Below are 19,996 nucleotides of genomic sequence, written 5' to 3'. Positions count from 1 at the left end.
GCGATCGATTGGGATCGCAGCGTTAAGAAACTCATGTTCATGAGGCTTAAGACGTAATTCGTTTATCCATTGGGCGATATGTAGGCGTGTTATCGTCTAAAAGCGCCGATATCCTTGGTGCAAAATAGGGCTAGAACCCGATCTAGAACTACGCGGAGCATCAGTATGACAAACCGGAATCTAGCATGTTTACTGACCATAGGCATGGTGTTCAGCTACATTGCCTTTGCCGAGGTGGCTTCGCAACCCGAAGCACTGGAACTGCAGTCACGTGTGGATCACATCGATACCCTCGCTCGTGAACCAATGATTGTTCAGCATCCAAGTGGCTCTTTGTTTGTATCAGGGTACCCCTCTCAAGTTACCGGCAGAGACTGGACTGTGCCGCCGCTGCTGTGGCTCAGTGAAGATGATGGGCGCAGCTGGATTCGCGCGGACCTTGGTTCCTCTTCTGACGGAGCGCAGGGCAATTCGGATGTCGACATGAGTGTGGCACCCGATGGCACGCTATATATCACCTCTATGGGCTTCGACCGAGATACTCGAGAAGGAACCCATGTCGCGATGGGCGTCAGTACCGATCTTGGGGAAACGTGGCGATGGCAGTTTCTATCGCAAAACCGCCTCGATGATAGACCCTGGGTCGCCGCCGGCGGAAACGGCGTAGCGCACGCTATCTGGAACGGCAGCGCCGGCGTGAGCTACACGCAAAGCAGCGATCATGGCGTCACTTGGAGTACACCCATAGCGATCGCCAAAAGCGGTGGTTCGAGCCATTTAGCCGTGGGACCAGCTGGCAGACTCGCAGTTCGCGTTTCGCCTATTGGCGCCTCTGCCAACACTTTCGATGCCGAAGCAGACTTCCTGCTAGTCAGCTCTGATGACGGAGTGACCTGGACTCCACAAGCTATACCGGCTCCCATTGAATGGGATCCAACACTCACAGATGCTTCCGCTGTCCCACGCTGGGTTGAGCCTCTCGCGTGGACAGAAGATGGTTACCTGCATCATGTCTGGAGCGACGGCTCAGCCTTAAATTACGGGGTTTCTGACGATTTGGGCGCAACCTGGTCAATCAGCACCATCTCCACTACCGATGGCACGGCGTTTTACCCCTTTCTTACGAGCAACGGCAGTAACAAACTTGCGGCGACATGGTTCGTGAAGAATCCACAAGGTCTTTCAGCGCACCTTGCCCAGCTAAATCGCGGGCCCAACGCTAGGGGAGTTGAAGTTCTCAAAGCACCTTCTTTTGTTCCTGATGCCTGGAACGAAACCACTGAGCAAAGATCGCTGTCTCCCGCTGGGGAATACATACCCGTGATTTTTTTAGCCAATGGAGATCTTGCTGTGGTGTCGCCTATACAGAACATCCATGATGACCGCTGGGGTTTTACGTTCTGGAGGTTCGCGGTCAGGTCCAAGTAGCCTCTAACCAGAGAAGCCCAAAGGATGTTTGATTTTGACTCAGCATGAATACGTATTTGTCGCCATCTCAATCATATTGGGGCTAGCGCTCACTCGCTTACTGGGACACATGGGCGGGCTCATTCGCGCCCACAAACGCATAAAATTCCACTGGGCTACCGCTTTGTGGGCTATGTCCATCATGTTATTGACGCTTCAAATGTGGTGGGTTGGATGGGCGCTTCGGGACTTGGCGGAGTGGACCATCATTGATTTTCTCTTCCTTGTTGCGGGCACCATATTTATCTACGGCGCCGCGGAGCTTGCCCTTCCAGTGGAGGACTATGACTTGGCAAACAATCTGGAGCTAAACTTTCTGGATCACAGCCAATCCCTGGGTCGGGTATCGGCGGCCTTTATGGTGGGTTACTTTGCTGTAGGCCCTTACTTCAATATCAGATTGCTAGATAACCCTCCCTTGCCGTCGATCGTACTCGCGAGTCTCGGCGCATTGTTGGCTATGGGCATCGTTATCAAACCGGCATGGTTCAAAGTTTTAACGGTATTCATTGGACTCTATTCGCTGTCCATTTTATTTTTGACTGCGTGAACCAACCAAGTGCTTCCACGGAAGCACTGACGGCCTTACCCGCCTCACGACTGAAGAGTGCTTCACGACTACTAGTGCCTCAGGGTCAGAGCTTGAGGATGACGTAAGCCTGTTTCAAAGGCATGGAATCTCTGCTCGCACATGCCTCGTCCGGCTCACTTATTGAGGCATGTAACTTTTCTTTCGCGGCAAAGTTTTCCTTTTGGTTTATGCGCTCGACTTTAAGGCACAATCCGAAGTGCAAATAAAATCTAGTTAAATGGAGAAACACGACATGACCCAATCAGAGCGTTTTGCAGGCAAAACAATTATCGTTACGGGTTCCTCAGGAGGGATTGGTGAAGGTATCGTGCGGCGCTTCCATGCAGAGGGGGCCAACGTCATCATCAACGCGCGCAACGCTGAGAAATGCGAAGCAGTTGCCGCGACCCTTGATGCGGCGCGCACACTCGTGGTCCCCGGAGACGTCAGTAAGAGTGCTTTCGCGAACGAGATTATCCGCGCGGCTGTCGAACGGTTTGGTGGGCTCAATACCCTCGTGAACAACGCGGGTGTTGGCGGTGCTTCGATGTTGCACAAAACAGACGATGACGAAATCGATCGTATCATCGACATTAATGTTAAAGGCGTGATGTATTTGTGCCGAGCTGCAATACCACATCTGCGCGAGAGCGGCGGGTCGATAATCAATGTTTCAAGCGTGTCGGGCATTGGTGGGGATTCGATGATGCCGGTTTACAATGCGTCGAAGGGTGCCGTGACTAACCTCACGCGAGGGCTAGCACTTCAGGTCGGTGGCATGGGAATCCGTGTCAACGCGATCAACCCCTCAATCACCAGATCCGATATGGTCGAGGGCATAACCAGCAACGATGCCTTGATGCAGGCTTTTATGCAGCGCGTAGCATTGGGGCGTATTGGGGAGCCTGAAGACATTGCCGCCGCAGCGGCATTTCTGGCGAGTGAGGATGCAAGCTTCATTACCGGGGTAAACCTGCCCGTTGATGGCGGGGTGAGCGCCTCCAATGGCCAGCCAAACTTTTTGGCGTTTATGTAACTGGTGCGGGTGCCCGGGTTCACCGTGTATCTGGCGGGTTCAGCTTTTGATGAGAGCAGCTGTTCTACAAATCGCGACGACAGGCGCGATTTGGACGGCGGAGCAAAGCGACGCCGCCCCGAAGGGGTACAACAGCCCCGAGCCTGTTGTGGTCAATCCGCCTGGTCCTGCCAAAGGGTATCTAAGCACATGATTTTCCAAGCAATCGCACTGGCCACGGTGGACACAAAACGCCTTGAAAAGGGCAATGGTCTACTAGCGATTAACGGAGGTCACTATGACTACCTTCCAAGACGTTGCCGCTGCCTGGGTGGTTTCGTTTGATCTGCATAACGGAGAACTGAGCCGTCTAGCGTTCTGGGTCGAGCAATTCGGAACATGCCCTATTCAGGATGTCTCTAAAGGGTGCTGACAAGTTAATCTATTTTTACTCGAAAAGTAGGGAGACAGCGCGAAATATTTAGTGAATTTGAGCAAAAAGTGGGAGCTGAGGACGCATTTCTGGTTATCTGAACCCTGTTTGTGTGGAGTCAGCCCATGATTTTAAGTTAACTTGTCAGCATCCTTTGAGCGCTTCCCAGGAGTAATAGACGTGAGTCGCCTTCCTATGTTCTGGCACGCAAGATCGAGCGCGGCTAAAATTGAGCAACGTCTTTTTCGAGTGTTACTTCAGATGATTGAGTTCCTAAGGTCTCAGTTCTCAGGCCTCAGAGTCGTATTTCTGATCCTTCTAAAACACAGGCGACTTCTGTTTGGCGCAAACCGACTGCCCCCAGGGAAGCTTCTTCCCCTCTATGAGCGTGAGCAAAAGAACCGACGCCTTTTACTTGAAATTATGGAGAAAAAAGGGCCGATTTTTAAAGCGCGGCATGAGAAGCAATTAATGATCTGCATTGTTGGATTGCCACACTGTCACCAGTTTGCCCAAGAGAATTCAAGCAAATCCCATATGGCGACGGTGGATCTGAAGAGCCTTTTCCCTCATGGGTTCCTGCGGCAAATGGAGGGTACAACCCACAAGCGTTACCGCAGCATTTTAGTTAGAGGCCTGGCTTCCGATCAAATAGATCGAAACAAGGACGTACACCTATCGATCATTGAAAACGCACTGGAAAAGTTCCGACTGGGTAGCGAGAGTGCGCCAGACGCTGCAACGAGCTATTCAGAGGCATTGCTCGAAATCGCATCAGGACTTCTCATTCAAACATTCTTCGGCTACGCGCCCGGTTCAGAAGACTACACATGGCTTCTCCAGCGTTATCAGGGGCTCGGAAAAGACAACTATCATTGGAATATTGGCGAAAATCAAAAGAACAACTTTGTGGAAATCAGAGACCACCTGATGCACAAGCTAGAGACTCCATCGAAAATCGCGCCCCAAAGTATTCTTGGTCGCATGGCAACGCTGAGTAGCATTGACGAAACTAGTTTAGGCAATCTAATTTACATGGTGGAAATGGGTAGGCATGACATGCGTGGTCTGTTTAGATGGCTCTCTAAGTATGTCAGCGAGAATCCTAAAAAACTAGCAGGTATCCGCCAGGAACCTTCGAATTTTCCGCCCGAAAAAATGACACATACACGCGCTTTCGTTTTAGAAACTTTGCGTATGGACCAGATCGAACGGTTAATACGCATTGCAGATGTCGACTTGGTGTTCCAAGGATTCACAATACCAAAAGACTCATACGTTAGGTTATGTCTCTGGGAATCCCATAAAGATAGCACCAATTTTTCTGATCCTTTTGAGTTTCACGCCACGAGATTTTTTCAAGCCAGTTACTCAGTGAAGCAATTTGCTCCTTTTGGAATCGACCACCATCAATGCCCATTGGGTAGAGTCGCCATTCACATGGGTATGTTGCTGGTCAAAACATTAGCCGACCACTATGAAGTTGTAAAAGTGGCTGACGGACCGCCTGCTCGTGAGCTTAACCAATGGCGGCCGGCGGCAAATTTTTCCATCTCGCTTAAGCCGATTTCCCCTAGGAGCCTTTGATTTCTTATGCAGATTTCGGGCAGCATATTGCGCAAGGCAACCTCTCTTTGTAACCACACGCTCACCTAAGCAGCGTCAGTCGCTGCGCCTCGCACCGGCGCATATCCGCGCGGCGGGAACGGCGTATATCTATAGCTCGCATGTAGCAATATCCCGGTGCAGGAACTGTTCGACGGTCAACTAGAGATGCATGTTACTTCAGATAGAAAAAAATACCGGCCGCGAGTGCCTGGGCGATTTTGCCTGCGCCAACCGAGTGGTCTCCAACGGTTCCGACTGTTTTATTGACATCAAATACGACTGCCTCGTTATTATGTATAGCGTAGTCAATTTTTCCATAGCCAAGGTTCAATTTTTCACACAAAGCAGTCACTGCGGCAGGCGGCGCTCCTATAAATGTCTCGATTTGTTCCCCCGTTGTAAATATTGGGTCGTCGCTAACTTCTACGTTGATATACCCTATATTTCCAAGAAAGTAGTACTCCCGAAGTACATACTTTTCGCCAAGGAATTCGGGCATAAATTTCTGCAAAACAATATCTTCCCGACGATAGTTGTTCGGCACACATCCAAGGTTTTGAAAAACCCTGTAGTCTCGTTTTGTTTTTATCGGTGATGATCGATTGACGAGCTTCATTCTTGCCGAGTTAGCCTTGCGTGCGAGGTATCGAAGAATATTCGTTCTGTTCGGTTTTCTTTGACTCAGGTGTGCTTCAACAGCCTCGGGTAGACCCGCGTAATTGAGGTCTGTTTTTGCCAACACCCGTCCGCTGTACGGATCGTTAGCGCTGAGCAAATGATCGCAAACAGACGACTTTCTTATATCGAGAACATCGGCATTTATCTGGCGGGGATATTGTTGAGCGAATCGCTGATAATCGATAGGTACGACAGACAAATCCACGTGTACGATAATAATATCTGCCGGGACGTAATTTTGAGTTCCTTGCAACTCGACAATTTTTGCCCCCCACCCGTCCCAGTACGGCTTAAGCAGATTAATAAGTCTACCACCGTGTGAGGGCCGTCCGGTTTCGCTGTAGAGAATTGCTATCGTGAGGTTAGTTAGGTCCATAATCGGCATTTTGAAACTTACTCGGCGAGATTGCTATGGGCAACCGAGGAAAACGCACAAGAGAATGTAAACATGTGTATTGAGCTTTAGGGCTCATCCAAAGCGTTGTCTCAAAGCCTCAACGTCACCACAGCGGTCGCGCCGACGATAGGGGATTCAAACCACTGCTGGAAAAAGAAGGTATGTCCCTGATCCTTATTGCTCAGATGAGCGAGGATTCTGTCAATAATGCCCTGGCCCTCGATGCACGCGATGACTCTGACAGATCCACAGCAGCGGCTGCAGACTTCGACAAGGCGAATTGATGCGCAGCATCAAGAGAAGGTGCCCTGGGGCATGTCTATATTGAATACTCGCTTGAGTCGCTGAGCCCAGGTCATTGCCGCATGTTGCTCCACTGTGGAGCGAGCCTGCACATTGGAAATAGGTTTGACGCCTTTACCTTGCTTGACGGGCGAAGACTGCATAGCCGAGCAAGTGGCCGTCATAACCGGCGGAGTAGCTTACCTCGGTAGCACTGATGCCTGAACCCAGTAAGCGATTGCTGCGTATCAGTGTTTGATAACAATATATCCACGAGAACATTCCTATGCTGCATCACGTAAAAAAGCGCCTATGGTCTACCGTTAGCTCGGTATTGGCTGTTTCCTGTACCGCTGCAACACTCGGCTTTTCAACGGCTGCAACCGCCCAAACCGCGACTGAGGCGGCCGTTCAGGCAGCTCAGGCACAGGCGGCGTCAGCCCCTGTTATGGCCGCTCGCGGTCTGCCGGACGGATGGCGCACGGAACTTGGCATCGGCTTGATCGTCAACCCCGAAAACGTGGGTGGTGACGACTATAACGTTACCCCAATCCCCTACTTCGATTTTCGGTTTTTTGACGAGCGCGGAACCAAGTACTTTGCCAATGTTCCCCAGGGTATTGGAGGCTACTTCTACAGAAAACGTAACCAGGATGGAGGGTTTCTCAATCTGGGCGCGGGTATCGCCCCGGGATTCAACGTGCGCGACGGTTCGATCCCGGGCATTGAGGAAATTGGAATCTCGGTAGAGGCACGCGTCTACCTCGAGGCGGGTGCAAAAAAGTGGTCTGCGGGGGCCACGCTTGCCCAGGACGTCGGCTCGGGCCACGAGGGCGCCTATCTCGATTTAAGTCTGTCACGACGCGGCAGCATTGGCAGACCCGGCGGCTTCTACGCGGTGGGCCCGGTGTTGCGAATTGGCGATGACACCTACAAATCGTCATTTTTTGACGTTGGCCTGCAGGAGCCGCCGATCCCGGTTTCCGCTGAGTATTCGGCGGACGGTGGCGTTGAGCGCGTGGGCCTACAGGGCTTGATGAGTCTCCCGGTGGGCGCATCCAAGTGGCGTTGGACGGGCATACTCCGGGCGAGCCAACTCATTGGCGATGCGGCAGACAGCCCGATCGTTACAGAGGAAACGCAGCTGTTCTTTCTCATGTCATTTACACGAGCATTTTAAAGCGCCTGATCGGGGCCGGCTCGGACACATCACGCTAGTGTGAGTAGCGGCAGCTTCTCGCGCAGGCTTTTGCCGTCACCGACAATATCCGCAAGTGTCACCTGGTCCAGCTCGCTGTAAAACGCCTCTACGCCCCTGCGAAAATATGGGTGAGCTGACAGGGCCCCGCAATCGGACAGGTGTTTGTTGCGGTATTAAAGCACTCTACAAAATCGTCGCTGTCTTCCAGCTCACGTACCACTGCACCAACGACAATGCGTTCCGGCGCCATGCCGAGCTGTATCCCGCCGTTGTTACCCCGCGCTGTCGAGAAGTAACCGAGTTGGCCCAGGTGTCGCGCGAATTCGAGCAAATGGGCCAAGTACAGGACATATAAATAGCCTGTTGTGAGTAGATTTCCTCACTGATTCTGTTAACTGAACTTGAGAAATTCCCGCCTATTGACCAGAAATTTCGCTCGCGGCGGTGATCATACAATTCATATTTGCACCTTCCTGAACGAGCACCCGCAACCGTCCGTGCCATGAGGTTTTCTAGCGTCCTTAGTGATCTCGGTTTGTGGATTCACTCCCCGCGAATGGCGGGGCAAGAGCCTGCTCCGCTCCGAAGGCTTTTTCGCGATACGTTAGAGACGGGCAGGTCAGGCTCTACTTCAAACCGAAGGCAAGCAGCACATTGCCGGGCATATGTTCGTAAATCCCATAACCCGAGTTCATGTAGAGCATGCCGTTTGTGACGGTCGCACCGCTGCCGCTCATGGATCCGCCCTGTGCTACTTCGCCGGAGACTGTATCGAACTCACGCAGCGTCGTGTAATCCCACAGCACCTTACCCGTCGCGGCGGAATATATGCGTATGTGTCCATCCATGTGCCCGGCTATCACGGCACCGGGGATAGCGGTCGCGGCGGCTGAAATTCCCGCATCGCACCACTCTTTTCTGTCTTCGGGACAGACGTCTTCCGCCGGATTTGCCCAGAGCTCTTTGCCGGTTGCGGGATCCAGCGCGTAGATACCGGGGCGCGGATCTTTCTTGAAGTCGTAGCGCGTGAGGTCTTCGGGATAGAACATATCGTTAATGGGTACATAAACCAGCCCGTCCCCCGCGGCCATGCCGAAATGCACGCCGCCCTGGACGCCGCCGCGACCGACAGGGGTCTGCCAGATCACACGACCGGTGTCAGGATCGAGACCGTAGACCGTGCCGGATTTCTGTCCGACCACCAGAATGTCGGCGTCCTTGCTCAAGCTCAGCAATATGGGCGAAGCGGAATAGTCAAAATCAGGGCCATTTTCTTCGGGGCAATTGGAGGCGTCTTTAGTGAAGTAGATCAGGCAGCCCGCATTCCAAGAGTCGCCGCTGGTCGTCTGCGTGACCCATTTCTTTTTGCCCGTCGCCATATCGAAAGCGATGATGGCGTCACTGCTTCCATCAGCGGGCGTGGAGTAATTCTCTCCTGTCCCCGCATAAATCTGACCGCGCTCAAGATCCACGGCAGGGCTGTTCCAGATCGGCGCTCCCGAGGGCGCGAGTATTGCCGTGCCGACACTGGTTTTTCCGGCGGGCTTCGGTTTCTCGTCAACCGTATACGTCTTCCACTGAATTTCGCCGTCGCCGGTACTCAGCGCGACCATGGAGCCGCGAAACGTGCAGCAGGCATAATCGGGATTGGCGGCAGAGACCACCTCCAGCGATGAAACAGGCACGAACAATTGCTCACCGACCAGGGTGGGCGTGCCCGTGATCGTGGCGTTCGGGTGGTCATCGACACGGGTGCTCCAGTTCAGCTCACCCGAAGTTGCGTCGACGCTATAGGCGCGAGCCAGTATGTCCCCGAAATAGAGGGTTGGTCTGGGATTTCGTTCGCCCGCTTGCCAAGGCGAGACAATGATCGCCGTTCGCACCTCGGCGCTGGCTCGAAACGTCCAGCGGACGCAACCGGTTGTGGCATCCAGCGCATAGACCCGGCCGCTCTGACTCCCGACAAATACCGTGCCGCCAGCTACGGCAGGCTGGGATCGGGCCTGAATCGCATTGGGAAATGCAAACGCCCATTTGAGTTCCAACGAACCCACGTTGTCTGCGCTGAGCCCCCCGGTGGCGGCTGACTGAAAGCGCGAATTGCGCAGGTCGGTACCCCAGCCGGTCTGTGCCGGTGGTCTGGCAAGGTCCAGCTCGCTTGATTCACAGCCAGGCGGTGAAAACTCTACCTGCGTCGATGCCAGTGAACGCCCGGCAAGGTATTCCGCCACATGGATTTGTTCCTGACCTGAGAGTGCCTCGGACTGCGCGGCCATGATCCCGGCCATAGAGGACAAGATGGCGTCCGGAGCCATCATGGAAACAAACATGCGGTGAGGCGCCTTGTAGACACCGCCCTCGTGGCAACTCGCACAGTGTTCCCTGTACGGGGCCTCGCCAGGGTGCGATTGCTCGGAAGCGCCGTCTGACATAGCCGGGTCACTTTGCTGCGCGCGAGGTGCTTGTGCATGAGTGGCAAGCACCATTAGGAGGCCCAGGCACCAGCCAGTGGTCTGATTTAAAGCACTGTTCTTGAACGTCATATTATTATCTCCCTTGTTATCAGGGCCTTGCCTGGTGTCTGATATCTCCTAAGAGTTTCTTCACCCGGCGTTACAGCAGCAGGACTAACCAGCCTACACGCTGGCGGCATCGGATGCGCATTGCGTTGAAATTTCGATGATCCCTGAGTTAGTGTGCAAATGTCCGCCCACTTCATAGAGAGTACAACCATGGCCAGGATTGAAAAGTTAGCGCTGGACGCGTGGGACCCTGAACTGCGCACGATGACGCAGGCAGATGATTGCACGCCCTTGGAACAGGGCCTGATGCGAATGCTCGCCCACTGCCCCGAACAGGCGAAAGGATTTGTCGCCTTTGCGGGCTCTTTGCGCATGAACCGGAATCTTCCGGATCGTCTCATCGAGCTCGTTCGCCTGCGCGTCGCCTTCCACAATCAGTGCCGGAGCTGCATGGCAATTCGCTACGCCGATGGCCGGGCGGATGGAGTGACCGAGGACCTGGTGTGTTCGCTGGATAATCCGCCGGCAGCGGACGACCTGAGCGACGCAGAGAAGGCAGCTATTGACTATGGCGAACGCCTGGCTACCAATCACTTGTCCATCGACGACGCTGTTTACGACAAGCTTCGACAGTATTTCTCGGAAGCAGAGATCGTTGAACTGGGAATGACCGTGGCCTTGTTCGTGGGCTTCGGACGCCTGGCGGCAAGCTTCGCGATGACCGAGGAACTACCGGAAAGCTTCAGGGACCTCAGCGCTCCTGCGACACCCTGGGGTAATGCCGCGGTAGAGGTACGTTAATTCCGGGAGTCAACTCTGATCGTCCTGCCCGCGCAGAGTTCCTCGAAACTCGTTGCGCCGGGAGAGCGAACAGCGTCGCGAATCGGTGCCCTGATTGCGTCCACGAACGCCATGATTGCCGGGTGCTCGAGTGCTTCGAACACATTAGAGATCACGGGTGCGGCCCGTTCTGCTTCTATCGCTTTTGCGGCGGCTTCGGGGGCATCGCAGGTGAACACCACGATTTGTGTGTCGATACGCGCTGCTGTTGTTACGCAACAGCTATCGGCGTTCACCGAAATAGTGTTGCCTTCAAACATCGGGTGAATGCCGCACATAAGTGTCCCGCAACAGGTCGACATGGCCGTGATGTTGGCCGCGTTGGATGCCAGTTTGGAGAATTCGAGTCTGTCTCGTGACGCCTGATCGACCACGAGGGCATTGGCGAAATACAGCAGATCAACACCGCGCTCGTAGTTGAGAATGGCCGCGGCTAGCGCGTTGTCGGCCCGCCGCATCGCAAAATTCACACTCCGCTTGCGGCAGTCACGGCACAGACATTCGGTGCGGGCGCGCACGGTGGGATCGCATAGAATGATGCGACAGGCGCCGCAGCGACATTCCAGAAACGCTTCTGCTTCCGTTATTGCCATGCTTTGCACTCTCCTTCGCTGTCGATTTGCATGTAGCACTGACGCAGGGCCTGCGCCGACTATTGGCCCGCCCTGATCGTCCGATTATGGCGTAGATTTCGGTTTCTTGCGCTGCGCTGCTCGATCCTCAGTGGTCAGGATAACCATCCGGGTCCGTTCCGAGAGCTTACTGATGAAGTGGAAAAACGCAGCGTCGGCCTGGCTGATGTGCAGGCAGCCGAGCTCGTCGAGAACCAAACAAGGGGACCGACCGTCTAAAGATTTTTAATGATGTGACCAAGGAGGCGTCCTGGCTTGAGGTTATTCAAGGAGCTGTGACGACGTTTGGCGGATTGGGTGTGTTGGTCAACAACGCAGGTATCGTGATTGCCGGATCTGTTGAAGAAACCTAGTTAGAGGACTTTCGGAAGGGTCAGCAGGTGCATAGCGAGGGTACTTTGAGCCAATTCCTGGTAATTCGATTCACCCGGGGCGGATCGAAACCGCTATGGTGCGGGGGTGCCGAGAGGAGCGAGAGGCGCTGGCAGGTGGCGATACGGTAGAAGAGGGGAGCCCTGCGGGACACCCCGATGATATTGCTTATAGGGTGATTTATCTGGCCTTAGATGAGTCCGCGCTGATGAATGGATCTGAAATCATAATAGATAACGCCGCCACCATTGCTGATGACGGTGTTAAGCGCCGTGTATCTCGCTGAGGCCGCCTTAGTCACCAGATTGGCGCTGCCCTCAACAAATTGCCGGTATATACTCCGGCAGACTCCGGCAGCGTCCGGTGGTTGTTAACCTGTAGACAGAGGAGATAATAATGAGTGTGTATCGTTTTCCTGAAGGCGCGGCGTTGGTTTTTGGAGGCTCTGGTGGCCTTGGCAGTGGTGTCGTAAAACTACTCGCCGAGAGCGGCGTCAATGTTGCGTTCACCTATCACAAGAACCGAGAGGCAGCGCAGGCGAATCTTGATGCTGTCGAGGCGACCGGTAGCAAGGGGCTCATCGGCAGCGTCGATTTGCTCGACCTGCCTATGGTCGAGGCTTTCGCTCGAGAGGTGAGGGAGGTCTTTGGCCGCATCCATTCAGTGGTTTTCGCCACCGGACCGTTCCTGCACATAATGCCGCTGATGGACGCCGAACCGCAGGTGGTCTACGACACGCTTGACGCCGATGTGAAAGGTTTCTATCACGTGCTGCGCGCCGTCGTACCTCACCTCAGGGATGGCGGCGGCGGTTCCATCACAGCCCTCACCACGGCTGCAATCCACAAGTACATCGCTACGGACGGACTGTCGTCCGTACCGAAGGCCGGGGTCCAGCACTTGTGCACCGCCATCGCCCGGGAGGAGGGCCAGCACGGGATTCGTGCCAATTGCGTTGCCGTCGGTCTCATTGCCGTCGGCCTGTCGCAGGAGATCGAATCACCGCCGGGCGGGATCCTCGACCAGTGGATGCAGCAAGTGCCGCTGGCGCGTCCGGGTGCCCCCGAGGAACTTTTCGACACGGTGGTCTTTCTCGCTTCCGAAAACGCTGGCTATATCAGCGGCCAGTCCCTGCCGGTGGATGGCGGTTACTCCGCCTAAGCCCAGGGCCAGCCCTGCCGCGACGGCGGGATCCACAATCCGCGCCACGCCCCGCCTCAAGTAAAGCAGCGAATGCTTTGGGCGGGCCCTTTCCGCGCGGTGCTCGGCGCTGCCCGCTACTGAGGGCCTGAGGTCGAGGCATGCTGGCCGTCCCGGCCCGGCCCCGGCTCAGTCCCCATTCTCCAGTCTCCAGTCTCCAGTCCCCAGTCCAGCCTTGGCGGATCCTGAGGGCACTGAACTCACAATAATATTCCCAACAGTATTGACTCTCAGCGGGCTTTCTTTTAGCTTGCTTAACACAAACAAGCTTTTGCTTGTTGTATCTGACCACCGATTCAAATACTCATAATTAATGGTGATCAATGAACGATTTACAGGATATTGTCCGCCGTCTGGACGAACTGGAGAGCCGTGTCGCAATACGCGATCTTGCCTCCGACTATTGCCATGGCTTCGATAAGCGAGACTTCGAGCGCTTTCTTGCGATTTGGTGGGAAGACTGTGTCTGGAAAATCGGCCCTCCTTTCGGGACGTTCAACGGCCACGCTGGGGTAACGCAAGCACTTCATGAAGTCTTGTGGCCCGCCTGGAATCAGACTCAGCACGTGACTTCCAACAATGTGATCACCTTCAGTGATGCTGATCACGCGCAATCCATCTGCGACGTCGACTGCACGGGCCTCCTTGCCGGGAGTCCGGAGGCTACCTTCGTGGGTGCCAGCTATCGAGATCGCCTGGAGCGCAGAAACGGCCAATGGCGCATCGCTGTTCGGGACGTCGAAATTCACTATTTCAATACGTTTTCTGGGACCGAGCTTTCCAAGCCCGCGACCCAATGACAATCGAGAGTTAAAAAAGGCACCGTGGTGGCCGTAATCGCAGTCTGGCCACACAGGGAAACAGGGAAACAGGGAAACTCAGAGTCTCACCGAAGGAACAATATAATGAAAAAAAGCACTCTTGCCATCGCGACCGCAGCAGCTATCTGCGCCACTCCTCAGCTCAGTACCACTGCCCTCGCACAGGGTGGCAACTTGGTGCTCGAAGAGGTTGTGGTGAGCGCTCGTAAAATGGCTGAAGACCTACAGGATGTGGGGCTCTCAGTCAGTGCCATGACGGGAACAGAAATCGAACGCACCTTCGCCAGAGATATCAAAGATCTAGCTTATATATCGCCCAACCTCATTATCGACGATACGTCGCAGGGCCCCGGAGGCAATGCAGCTATTTATATTCGCGGTGTTGGTGTGGCCGATGTGGAGAAAAACTTTGAACCAGCGGTAGGGGTCGAGGTTGACGGTCTCTTCATCGGAGCCAATAGCGGAGCGATTTTGCGCAGTATTGACCTAGCGTCGGTCGAAGTTCTTCGTGGGCCCCAGGGCACACTATTCGGGCGAAACACTGTCGGTGGTACGATCAGAGTCGAAAGAAGCCGGCCCACGGGGGAGCTCGGTGGCAAGCTTCGCGCGGGTTATGGCGCTTATGAGAACTATTGGTACGACGGTATTCTTAACTTCGGTATCACCGATGATGTTGCCGTTAAATTGAGCGCGGCAAGAAACAATCAGCAGCAGGGGTACTTCTATAATGTCAGTACTCAGGAAGATGACGGAATGGTCGACTATGAGTCCTACGGGCTCAATGTGCTGTGGAACGCGACTGACACCCTCGAGCTGGAATATACCTACACAAATGAAGAGACAGAGCAGGATACGCCTCCACTGTTAAACGTGGGGCAGCCTGATCAGCTCTTTTGTGCTTCCTTTGGTCTGTGCGGACAGTCGGTCAGTCTTCCGACCACAGGTGATCGCTACAAGACATCGACCTTAAACTTTGAGCCTACCACCGCCTCATTAAATCCCGCGCCGCTACAGACCGTCGTGTCGCCCACGGCGGATTTGATTGCGAACAATGACCTAGCCACCTTTGACGCCGAGACTCACATCTTTGAGGCGCGCTGGGACATTACTGATAGCCTGCGTATGAACTACATCTACGGCACCTTTGAAACCGAAGAGACCGTTGTCACCAACTTCACGGCCGAAGCGCCGATGTTGTTCGGTACGGATCGTCCTGCTGAGTACGAGCAGGTGAGCCATGAACTTCGCTTTACCTATGACGATGGTGGCCCGTTTAAGCTGGTGGCCGGCGTCTACGACTGGTACTCAGAATACGATATCCGTCTGCGCAGCTGGATCACCTTTGCCGTGCCGGGTGTTGTACTGGATATCCCACAGAACACGCACCAGGAAACGGAATCTCGGGCCGCGTTTTTCGAAGCGGACTATGCGTTCAACGATGCTTGGACTTTAACCTTGGGTGGTCGCTACACCAAGGATGAGAAGTTGTCGGAGCAAAGAGGCAACCTGTCAACCGGGCCGGATGATCCCAGTGAGGATTGGAGTGAGTTTACGCCAAAGGTCGGATTACGTTACCAGGTCAATGACGATGCGATGCTCTATGGCACCTATTCAAAGGGCTATCGAAGTGGTGGCTTCAACGGGCGGGTTGATAGTCAGGATTCCGCGCGAATCCCTTATGACCCGGAGTTCGTCGACAACTATGAGCTGGGTTTCAAGAGCGAGTGGTCCGGCGGCCGACTGCGGCTCAACGGCGCCTTGTTCTACATGGATTATCAGGACAAGCAGGAGGAGATTGGTTTGCGCTCTGATGGTGGCACGGGCCAGAGAATCTCGGTCTTCAACGCTGCCACAGCAACCATGCAGGGCCTGGAGCTGGAAGTTCAGGCGCTAGTTACCGAAGGTCTTACCGTGCGCGCTAACGTCGGCTATCTCGATTCCGAGTACGATGAGTTTGTGTTTGACTCCGGTTTTGGGCTTGTCGACAACAGCGGGTTTGATTTCCGGAGAGCGCCTGAGTTTTCGGGTACTGTAGATGCAACCTACGAATGGCAGGTTGGCGGCGGGGAGGCCTGGGTAAGAGGTTCTTACCAGATTATCGACGAGCTCTTTACCGAGCAGACTAACCGCGCGGAGTTGGCGAATGATGTCCAGCACATGCTCAACCTGTCTGTGAACTACAAAGTTAATGACGTGACCTTTGGTCTCTTCGGTCGCAACCTTCTCGAGGAAGATGCCTACGCACACGGCCTGAACGTTGCGGGTCTTTGGTCTTATGCTATTCCCAAAGCGCCCCGCACCTGGGGTGTCGAGCTGTCCTACAACTTCGGGGGGTAAGCGGTATGGCTGATGAATTGGCCTCGCTGGCCGTAAAGCAGCAGATCATCGAAGTTACGACGATCTATGCGCGAGCCATCGACCGAATGGATGAGGCGCTGCTTCGCAGCGTCTTTCATCCGGGGTCGACGCACAATCACTTTTACCAGGGCCCATCGTCGGATCCAGACAGGTCGTCGGCGGATGAGGATCCCGGCGATTTTGTGAGATTTGCATTTCAGGTGCTTTCTGCTCATACCCATACGCACCATCAGCTCGGTAATCACTATGTAGAGTTGGAGTCAGATACCGAGGCCCGGTCAGAGTGCTACTTCACCGCGTACCATCGCATGCGGGCGCTGGGAGATCCTTTAGCTGGAGATGGCGCATTCGAAACCGAGATGGATTTTTTTGTTGGTGGACGCTACCTGGATAATTTCGCGCTCCGTGACGGAGAGTGGAAGATCGTCGAGCGCATCGGCATGACGGACTGGATGCGGATCGAGGCGCCGAGTTCTGGCGGTACCGCCGGTATCGATCAGGACACGATCAGCAAGCGTTGGCCGGACGACCGACTGTACAAAATGGCTGCGGTCTGACCGAAAGCAAATCAAACCCCTAATTTTAATACAGATAACACGCTGGAGATATGTACATGGATGACCGCTTGGCAGACAAGGTCGCAGTAATCACGGGTGGCGCCAGTGGAATCGGGGCCGCGGCCGCGGAAAAGTTTATCGCCCAGGGCGCTAAGGTCGTTCTTGGGGATATTCAGGATGACATGGGGCAGGCATTCGCCGAGAAGCTTGGGCCTAATGCACGCTTTCGACATTGCAACGTAACCAAGGAAGAAGATGTTGAGGCTCTGGTTAATGCAGCGGTAGAAGAATTCGGGCGGATTGATGTGATGTTTAACAACGCCGGGATTGTTGGTGCGATCGGTCCGATCGATACAACGCCCGCCGACGAGTGGAAGTTTACTCTGGATATTCTACTCAACGGTGTGTTCTACGGTATGAAGCACGCTGCGAAGCACATGAAGCAGCAGAAGAGCGGCTCTATTATTAGCATGTCCAGCGTTGCGGGTGTGACTGGCGGCCTGGGGCCGCATGCTTACTGCGCAGCCAAACACGCGATCGTTGGACTCACCCGTAATCTGGCTGCCGAGATAGGCCCCTACGGTGTTCGCGCCAACTGTATTGCGCCCTATAGTGTCGCCACGCCCATGGTCGCTGATGCGTACCTTGGAGATCACACGGATATTGAGCAGACCATCAAGATGTTGGCCGATGAGTCACCGTTGACCGGTCGTGCGGGCACCGCCGACGATGTCGCTAATGCGGCGCTATGGCTGGCCAGCGATGAATCCGGTTATACAAGCGGTATGACGCTAACTGTTGATGCGGGTATTACCACCGGTTCCGTAGCGGGGGCACCACGGTTCTCTGAATACAAGCCAATAATGCGTGAGGCTGGTAACGCAGGACTCTAAAAAGAACGAGCGGAACACCGCAGGGGCGACGTATGAATGGTTTCACCGAGACAGATCGAGACGCTATCACGGCCTTAATGGTTGAATACTGCAACAGTATTGACCGCGGTGATCTTACCGGCTGTGCGGGACTCTTTGCCGCTGGCGCCTGGGGCATTGAGGGCGATCTGGCTCACGGCAGTGCAGCGGTGAAGGCGGTGCTCGATAATGTCACGCTTTACGAGGGCAAGCCCTGCACGCGGCACTTGATCAGTAATGTACAAATTAAGGTCGATGGCTTGTCGGCCTCGTCCACTAGCTGCATTACCGTAATGCAGGGTGTTCCAGGCCATTTTCAGCTACAGCCGATATTTATTGGTAGCTACTACGATCGCTTCCAAAAAGACGAGAACGGTTGGGTTTTCCTTGAACGAAAAATTGTCCCCGATCTGGTCGGGGACCTCTCCTTCCACCGCAGCGATATGGCCTAGTCGAATTGCTTCGAGATGACCGATCCGTGGCTTTGCGGTAACTCAAAGACATAGATCGACTGGCCACCCGTCGGCTGATAGATGTTTGGGTAAAGCAGCGCGGTTAAAGCGCGAAATACCCCGATTCCTGCCGGCACCGCGATGAACTGCCGATCGCCAACGGCGTAGCTGATCGGGTAGCCGTGTGCCGCGGCACCCAAGCGAGTCGACCACAAGACTTCACCGCTGTCTGCGTCGTAGGCCTTGAAGTAACGATCCACGTCGCCGATAAAGACCAGGTTACCCGCCGTGGACAGCGCGCCGGACAGGTAGATCACCGGTTGCTCATGTGCCCAAAGGGGTTGCATGGTTTTGGCATCGACGGCCAGAAGTTTCCCTGTTGCATTTTCTTTACCGGGCATCGGGTAGGTCACTGAATCCGCGCCATAGCCCCCACCTCCGGGACCGAGATCGACTTCTCTCGGTGTCATCGTTGAACAGAGTTGATGAAGCGGTATGAAAAGACGGTTTTTGCTCGCGTCGTAGGCGGAGGCCTGCCAGTTATGACCGCCGTAGATGCCCGGACAGGCGGTAAAGCTGTCGCCGATCTTTGCCTCGCGTATATCTTTGCGGTAGCGCAGGGCGCCGGTGCTTTTGTCTACGGATTCGAAAATAGTCTGATCAAGCGTGTCCAAGAGCGCGCGGAACTCGCCGCTCTTTCTGTCGAGCTTCCAGAGAATGCCATCCTTGCCGATCGTGAGTAGGACTTTTTGCCCGTCGATGGTAGCGAGAATACGCTCAAAGCCGACTTCCATATCGATCGTCTCGCCGGGAATATGCTGGAAGTACCAAACTATCTCGCCGGTGTGTGGATTAAGTGCAAGCGTTGAATTGGTGTAGAGCGCATCGTCCTCCACGCTCATGCCACGACTTGCCGCGACCCACGGCTTTGCCTGCGATGTGCCCAGGAAGAAAAGCTCTAGCTCTGGATCGTAGGAGCCGGCAATCCAGCTGTCTCCGCCTCCGCGGCGATCGGGTTCTATGTCGCCCCAGCTTGCATATTCATCAGTGCCCGGCAGCGCAAGGGTCGAAGTACGCCACAGCTCTTCTCCGCTGTCCGGGTCATGTCCGGTAATGAAACAGCCGTCCTCGGTAAAAAGCTCACAGCCATTGATACCGCTGACCACCACTCCGTCAGCGATTATTGGTCCTGCTGAATGCGTGTAGGCCTGGTGGTAATCTGCTTTGATGCTTTTCCACACTTGCCGGCCCGTACGCGCGTCAATTGCGACAAGCGCTGCATCGTAAGTAGCCATAAACAGCTTGTCTTCGTAGATGGCGATGTTTCGTGTCGGCCCGCCAAGCATCTTCGATCCGGGCGGATAATCGTATTGATAATCCCACATCAGAGTGCCCGTTGCCGCATCCAGCGCTTGAATTCGATTGCCCGGATGAGTCAAAAACATCACGCCGTCGTGCACAAGCGGTGTGATTTGATTGCTGCCGTCGCTCATGCTCAGGGACCAGCGGAGTTGCAGGCCACCGACGTTGCTGCGATTGATCTGCTTGAGCGGGCTGTGCGCATGGCCATCTAAAGTGCGACGCCAGCTGAGCCAGTCTCCTTTAGGCGGAGTGGCCAGCATTTTGCTGCTAACAGCTTGGTAGTCTTGCAGCGTCTGATTCGTGAAGTTACCGGCTGA

The 19,996-nt window shown here is 54.6% G+C and carries 21 protein-coding genes; 15 read left to right on the top strand and 6 right to left on the bottom strand.

Going from position 1 to position 19,996, the window contains the following annotated elements; genetic code table 11:
- Positions 1-165 precede the first annotated feature (165 nt).
- From ACI9KD_RS09230 to ACI9KD_RS09215, 4 genes are all read left to right on the top strand, one after another.
- Positions 166-1,428 (top strand): sialidase family protein, encoded by a 1,263-nt coding sequence (locus ACI9KD_RS09230; RefSeq protein WP_414980878.1) that lies wholly within the window; start codon positions 166-168, stop codon positions 1,426-1,428.
- Between the two features lie 34 nt (positions 1,429-1,462).
- Positions 1,463-2,017 carry a hypothetical protein gene (locus ACI9KD_RS09225; protein ID WP_414980877.1) on the top strand — a complete coding sequence of 185 codons (555 nt, stop codon included), beginning with the start codon at positions 1,463-1,465 and terminating at the stop codon, positions 2,015-2,017.
- 274 nt (positions 2,018-2,291) lie between these two features.
- The gene (locus ACI9KD_RS09220) at positions 2,292-3,074 is read left to right on the top strand and encodes an SDR family NAD(P)-dependent oxidoreductase (protein WP_414980876.1); all 783 of its coding nucleotides are present in this window, start codon (positions 2,292-2,294) and stop codon (positions 3,072-3,074) included.
- Positions 3,075-3,666: 592 nt separating this feature from the next.
- Positions 3,667-5,073, top strand: coding sequence for a cytochrome P450 (locus ACI9KD_RS09215; protein ID WP_414980875.1), 1,407 nt, complete (start codon positions 3,667-3,669; stop codon positions 5,071-5,073).
- A 193-nt stretch (positions 5,074-5,266) separates the two neighbouring features.
- Here ACI9KD_RS09215 and ACI9KD_RS09210 read toward each other — a convergent pair whose 3' ends face one another.
- Complete coding sequence (locus ACI9KD_RS09210) at positions 5,267-6,157, bottom strand: hypothetical protein (RefSeq protein ID WP_414980874.1); 891 nt, start codon at positions 6,155-6,157, stop codon at positions 5,267-5,269.
- 173 nt (positions 6,158-6,330) lie between these two features.
- Between ACI9KD_RS09210 and ACI9KD_RS09205 the strand changes: the two genes are divergently transcribed.
- Positions 6,331-6,453 (top strand): hypothetical protein, encoded by a 123-nt coding sequence (locus ACI9KD_RS09205; RefSeq protein ID WP_414980873.1) that lies wholly within the window; start codon positions 6,331-6,333, stop codon positions 6,451-6,453.
- Between the two features lie 9 nt (positions 6,454-6,462).
- On the opposite strand, the gene ACI9KD_RS09200 is transcribed toward ACI9KD_RS09205, so the two are convergent.
- The gene (locus tag ACI9KD_RS09200; RefSeq protein WP_414980872.1) at positions 6,463-6,615 is read right to left on the bottom strand and encodes a hypothetical protein; all 153 of its coding nucleotides are present in this window, start codon (positions 6,613-6,615) and stop codon (positions 6,463-6,465) included.
- Positions 6,616-6,737: 122 nt separating this feature from the next.
- Between ACI9KD_RS09200 and ACI9KD_RS09195 the strand changes: the two genes are divergently transcribed.
- Positions 6,738-7,631 (top strand): MipA/OmpV family protein, encoded by an 894-nt coding sequence (locus ACI9KD_RS09195; RefSeq protein ID WP_414980871.1) that lies wholly within the window; start codon positions 6,738-6,740, stop codon positions 7,629-7,631.
- 127 nt (positions 7,632-7,758) lie between these two features.
- Here the strand turns inward: ACI9KD_RS09195 and ACI9KD_RS09190 are convergent, their stop codons facing one another.
- A complete protein-coding gene (locus tag ACI9KD_RS09190) occupies positions 7,759-7,992 on the bottom strand; it encodes an Rrf2 family transcriptional regulator (RefSeq protein ID WP_414980870.1) in 234 nt (77 codons plus the stop codon).
- A gap of 286 nt (positions 7,993-8,278) precedes the next feature.
- Complete coding sequence (locus ACI9KD_RS09185) at positions 8,279-10,195, bottom strand: PQQ-binding-like beta-propeller repeat protein (protein ID WP_414980869.1); 1,917 nt, start codon at positions 10,193-10,195, stop codon at positions 8,279-8,281.
- A gap of 189 nt (positions 10,196-10,384) precedes the next feature.
- Between ACI9KD_RS09185 and ACI9KD_RS09180 the strand changes: the two genes are divergently transcribed.
- Positions 10,385-10,975, top strand: coding sequence for a carboxymuconolactone decarboxylase family protein (locus ACI9KD_RS09180; protein WP_414980868.1), 591 nt, complete (start codon positions 10,385-10,387; stop codon positions 10,973-10,975).
- Here ACI9KD_RS09180 and ACI9KD_RS09175 read toward each other — a convergent pair.
- Positions 10,972-11,607: a hypothetical protein gene (locus tag ACI9KD_RS09175; protein ID WP_414980867.1), complete on the bottom strand. Its 636-nt coding sequence runs from the start codon at positions 11,605-11,607 to the stop codon at positions 10,972-10,974. The two genes, ACI9KD_RS09180 and ACI9KD_RS09175, sit on opposite strands and share 4 nt — an antisense overlap.
- 272 nt (positions 11,608-11,879) lie before the next feature.
- On the opposite strand from ACI9KD_RS09175, the gene ACI9KD_RS09170 reads away from it, so the two are divergent.
- The 8 genes from ACI9KD_RS09170 to ACI9KD_RS09135 all read left to right on the top strand — a co-directional run bounded on the left by ACI9KD_RS09170 (position 11,880) and on the right by ACI9KD_RS09135 (position 18,317).
- Entirely contained in the window at positions 11,880-11,999 is a 120-nt protein-coding gene (locus ACI9KD_RS09170) for a hypothetical protein (protein WP_414980866.1), read from the top strand.
- A gap of 95 nt (positions 12,000-12,094) precedes the next feature.
- Complete coding sequence (locus ACI9KD_RS09165) at positions 12,095-12,304, top strand: hypothetical protein (protein ID WP_414980865.1); 210 nt, start codon at positions 12,095-12,097, stop codon at positions 12,302-12,304.
- A gap of 110 nt (positions 12,305-12,414) precedes the next feature.
- A complete protein-coding gene (locus ACI9KD_RS09160; RefSeq protein WP_414980864.1) occupies positions 12,415-13,179 on the top strand; it encodes an SDR family NAD(P)-dependent oxidoreductase in 765 nt (254 codons plus the stop codon).
- Between the two features lie 362 nt (positions 13,180-13,541).
- Positions 13,542-14,018, top strand: a complete 477-nt coding sequence (locus tag ACI9KD_RS09155) for a nuclear transport factor 2 family protein (RefSeq protein ID WP_414980863.1) — start codon at positions 13,542-13,544, stop codon at positions 14,016-14,018.
- A 105-nt stretch (positions 14,019-14,123) separates the two neighbouring features.
- Positions 14,124-16,376, top strand: coding sequence for a TonB-dependent receptor (locus tag ACI9KD_RS09150; RefSeq protein ID WP_414980862.1), 2,253 nt, complete (start codon positions 14,124-14,126; stop codon positions 16,374-16,376).
- A gap of 5 nt (positions 16,377-16,381) precedes the next feature.
- Positions 16,382-16,954, top strand: coding sequence for a nuclear transport factor 2 family protein (locus ACI9KD_RS09145; protein ID WP_414980861.1), 573 nt, complete (start codon positions 16,382-16,384; stop codon positions 16,952-16,954).
- A gap of 56 nt (positions 16,955-17,010) precedes the next feature.
- Entirely contained in the window at positions 17,011-17,847 is an 837-nt protein-coding gene (locus ACI9KD_RS09140) for a glucose 1-dehydrogenase (protein ID WP_414980860.1), read from the top strand.
- Positions 17,848-17,879: 32 nt separating this feature from the next.
- A complete protein-coding gene (locus ACI9KD_RS09135; protein WP_414980859.1) occupies positions 17,880-18,317 on the top strand; it encodes a nuclear transport factor 2 family protein in 438 nt (145 codons plus the stop codon).
- Here ACI9KD_RS09135 and ACI9KD_RS09130 read toward each other — a convergent pair.
- A partial coding sequence (locus tag ACI9KD_RS09130; protein WP_414980858.1) for a pyrroloquinoline quinone-dependent dehydrogenase occupies positions 18,314-19,996 on the bottom strand: 1,683 nt, incomplete at its 5' end. The genes ACI9KD_RS09135 and ACI9KD_RS09130 overlap by 4 nt on opposite strands.

It is taken from the genome of Congregibacter sp. (assembly GCF_047617445.1).
Classification (GTDB): Bacteria; Pseudomonadota; Gammaproteobacteria; order Pseudomonadales; family Halieaceae; genus Congregibacter.
Note: the sequence above shows the minus strand (reverse complement) of the source record. Positions and strands in the feature narration are given on the sequence as shown.

What these genes read in the sequence shown, in the direction of transcription:
- ACI9KD_RS09230 (WP_414980878.1), top strand. Translation starts at nt 166, where the DNA reads ATGACAAACCGGAATCTAGCATGTTTACTGACCATAGGCATGGTGTTC.
- ACI9KD_RS09220 (WP_414980876.1), top strand. Translation starts at nt 2,292, where the DNA reads ATGACCCAATCAGAGCGTTTTGCAGGCAAAACAATTATCGTTACGGGT.
- ACI9KD_RS09210 (WP_414980874.1), bottom strand. Translation starts at nt 6,157, where the DNA reads ATGCCGATTATGGACCTAACTAACCTCACGATAGCAATTCTCTACAGC.
- ACI9KD_RS09205 (WP_414980873.1), top strand. Translation starts at nt 6,331, where the DNA reads ATGTCCCTGATCCTTATTGCTCAGATGAGCGAGGATTCTGTCAATAAT.
- ACI9KD_RS09200 (WP_414980872.1), bottom strand. Translation starts at nt 6,615, where the DNA reads ATGCAGTCTTCGCCCGTCAAGCAAGGTAAAGGCGTCAAACCTATTTCC.
- ACI9KD_RS09195 (WP_414980871.1), top strand. Translation starts at nt 6,738, where the DNA reads ATGCTGCATCACGTAAAAAAGCGCCTATGGTCTACCGTTAGCTCGGTA.
- ACI9KD_RS09185 (WP_414980869.1), bottom strand. Translation starts at nt 10,195, where the DNA reads ATGACGTTCAAGAACAGTGCTTTAAATCAGACCACTGGCTGGTGCCTG.
- ACI9KD_RS09180 (WP_414980868.1), top strand. Translation starts at nt 10,385, where the DNA reads ATGGCCAGGATTGAAAAGTTAGCGCTGGACGCGTGGGACCCTGAACTG.
- ACI9KD_RS09175 (WP_414980867.1), bottom strand. Translation starts at nt 11,607, where the DNA reads ATGGCAATAACGGAAGCAGAAGCGTTTCTGGAATGTCGCTGCGGCGCC.
- ACI9KD_RS09165 (WP_414980865.1), top strand. Translation starts at nt 12,095, where the DNA reads ATGGTGCGGGGGTGCCGAGAGGAGCGAGAGGCGCTGGCAGGTGGCGAT.
- ACI9KD_RS09160 (WP_414980864.1), top strand. Translation starts at nt 12,415, where the DNA reads ATGAGTGTGTATCGTTTTCCTGAAGGCGCGGCGTTGGTTTTTGGAGGC.
- ACI9KD_RS09155 (WP_414980863.1), top strand. Translation starts at nt 13,542, where the DNA reads ATGAACGATTTACAGGATATTGTCCGCCGTCTGGACGAACTGGAGAGC.
- ACI9KD_RS09150 (WP_414980862.1), top strand. Translation starts at nt 14,124, where the DNA reads ATGAAAAAAAGCACTCTTGCCATCGCGACCGCAGCAGCTATCTGCGCC.
- ACI9KD_RS09145 (WP_414980861.1), top strand. Translation starts at nt 16,382, where the DNA reads ATGGCTGATGAATTGGCCTCGCTGGCCGTAAAGCAGCAGATCATCGAA.
- ACI9KD_RS09140 (WP_414980860.1), top strand. Translation starts at nt 17,011, where the DNA reads ATGGATGACCGCTTGGCAGACAAGGTCGCAGTAATCACGGGTGGCGCC.
- ACI9KD_RS09135 (WP_414980859.1), top strand. Translation starts at nt 17,880, where the DNA reads ATGAATGGTTTCACCGAGACAGATCGAGACGCTATCACGGCCTTAATG.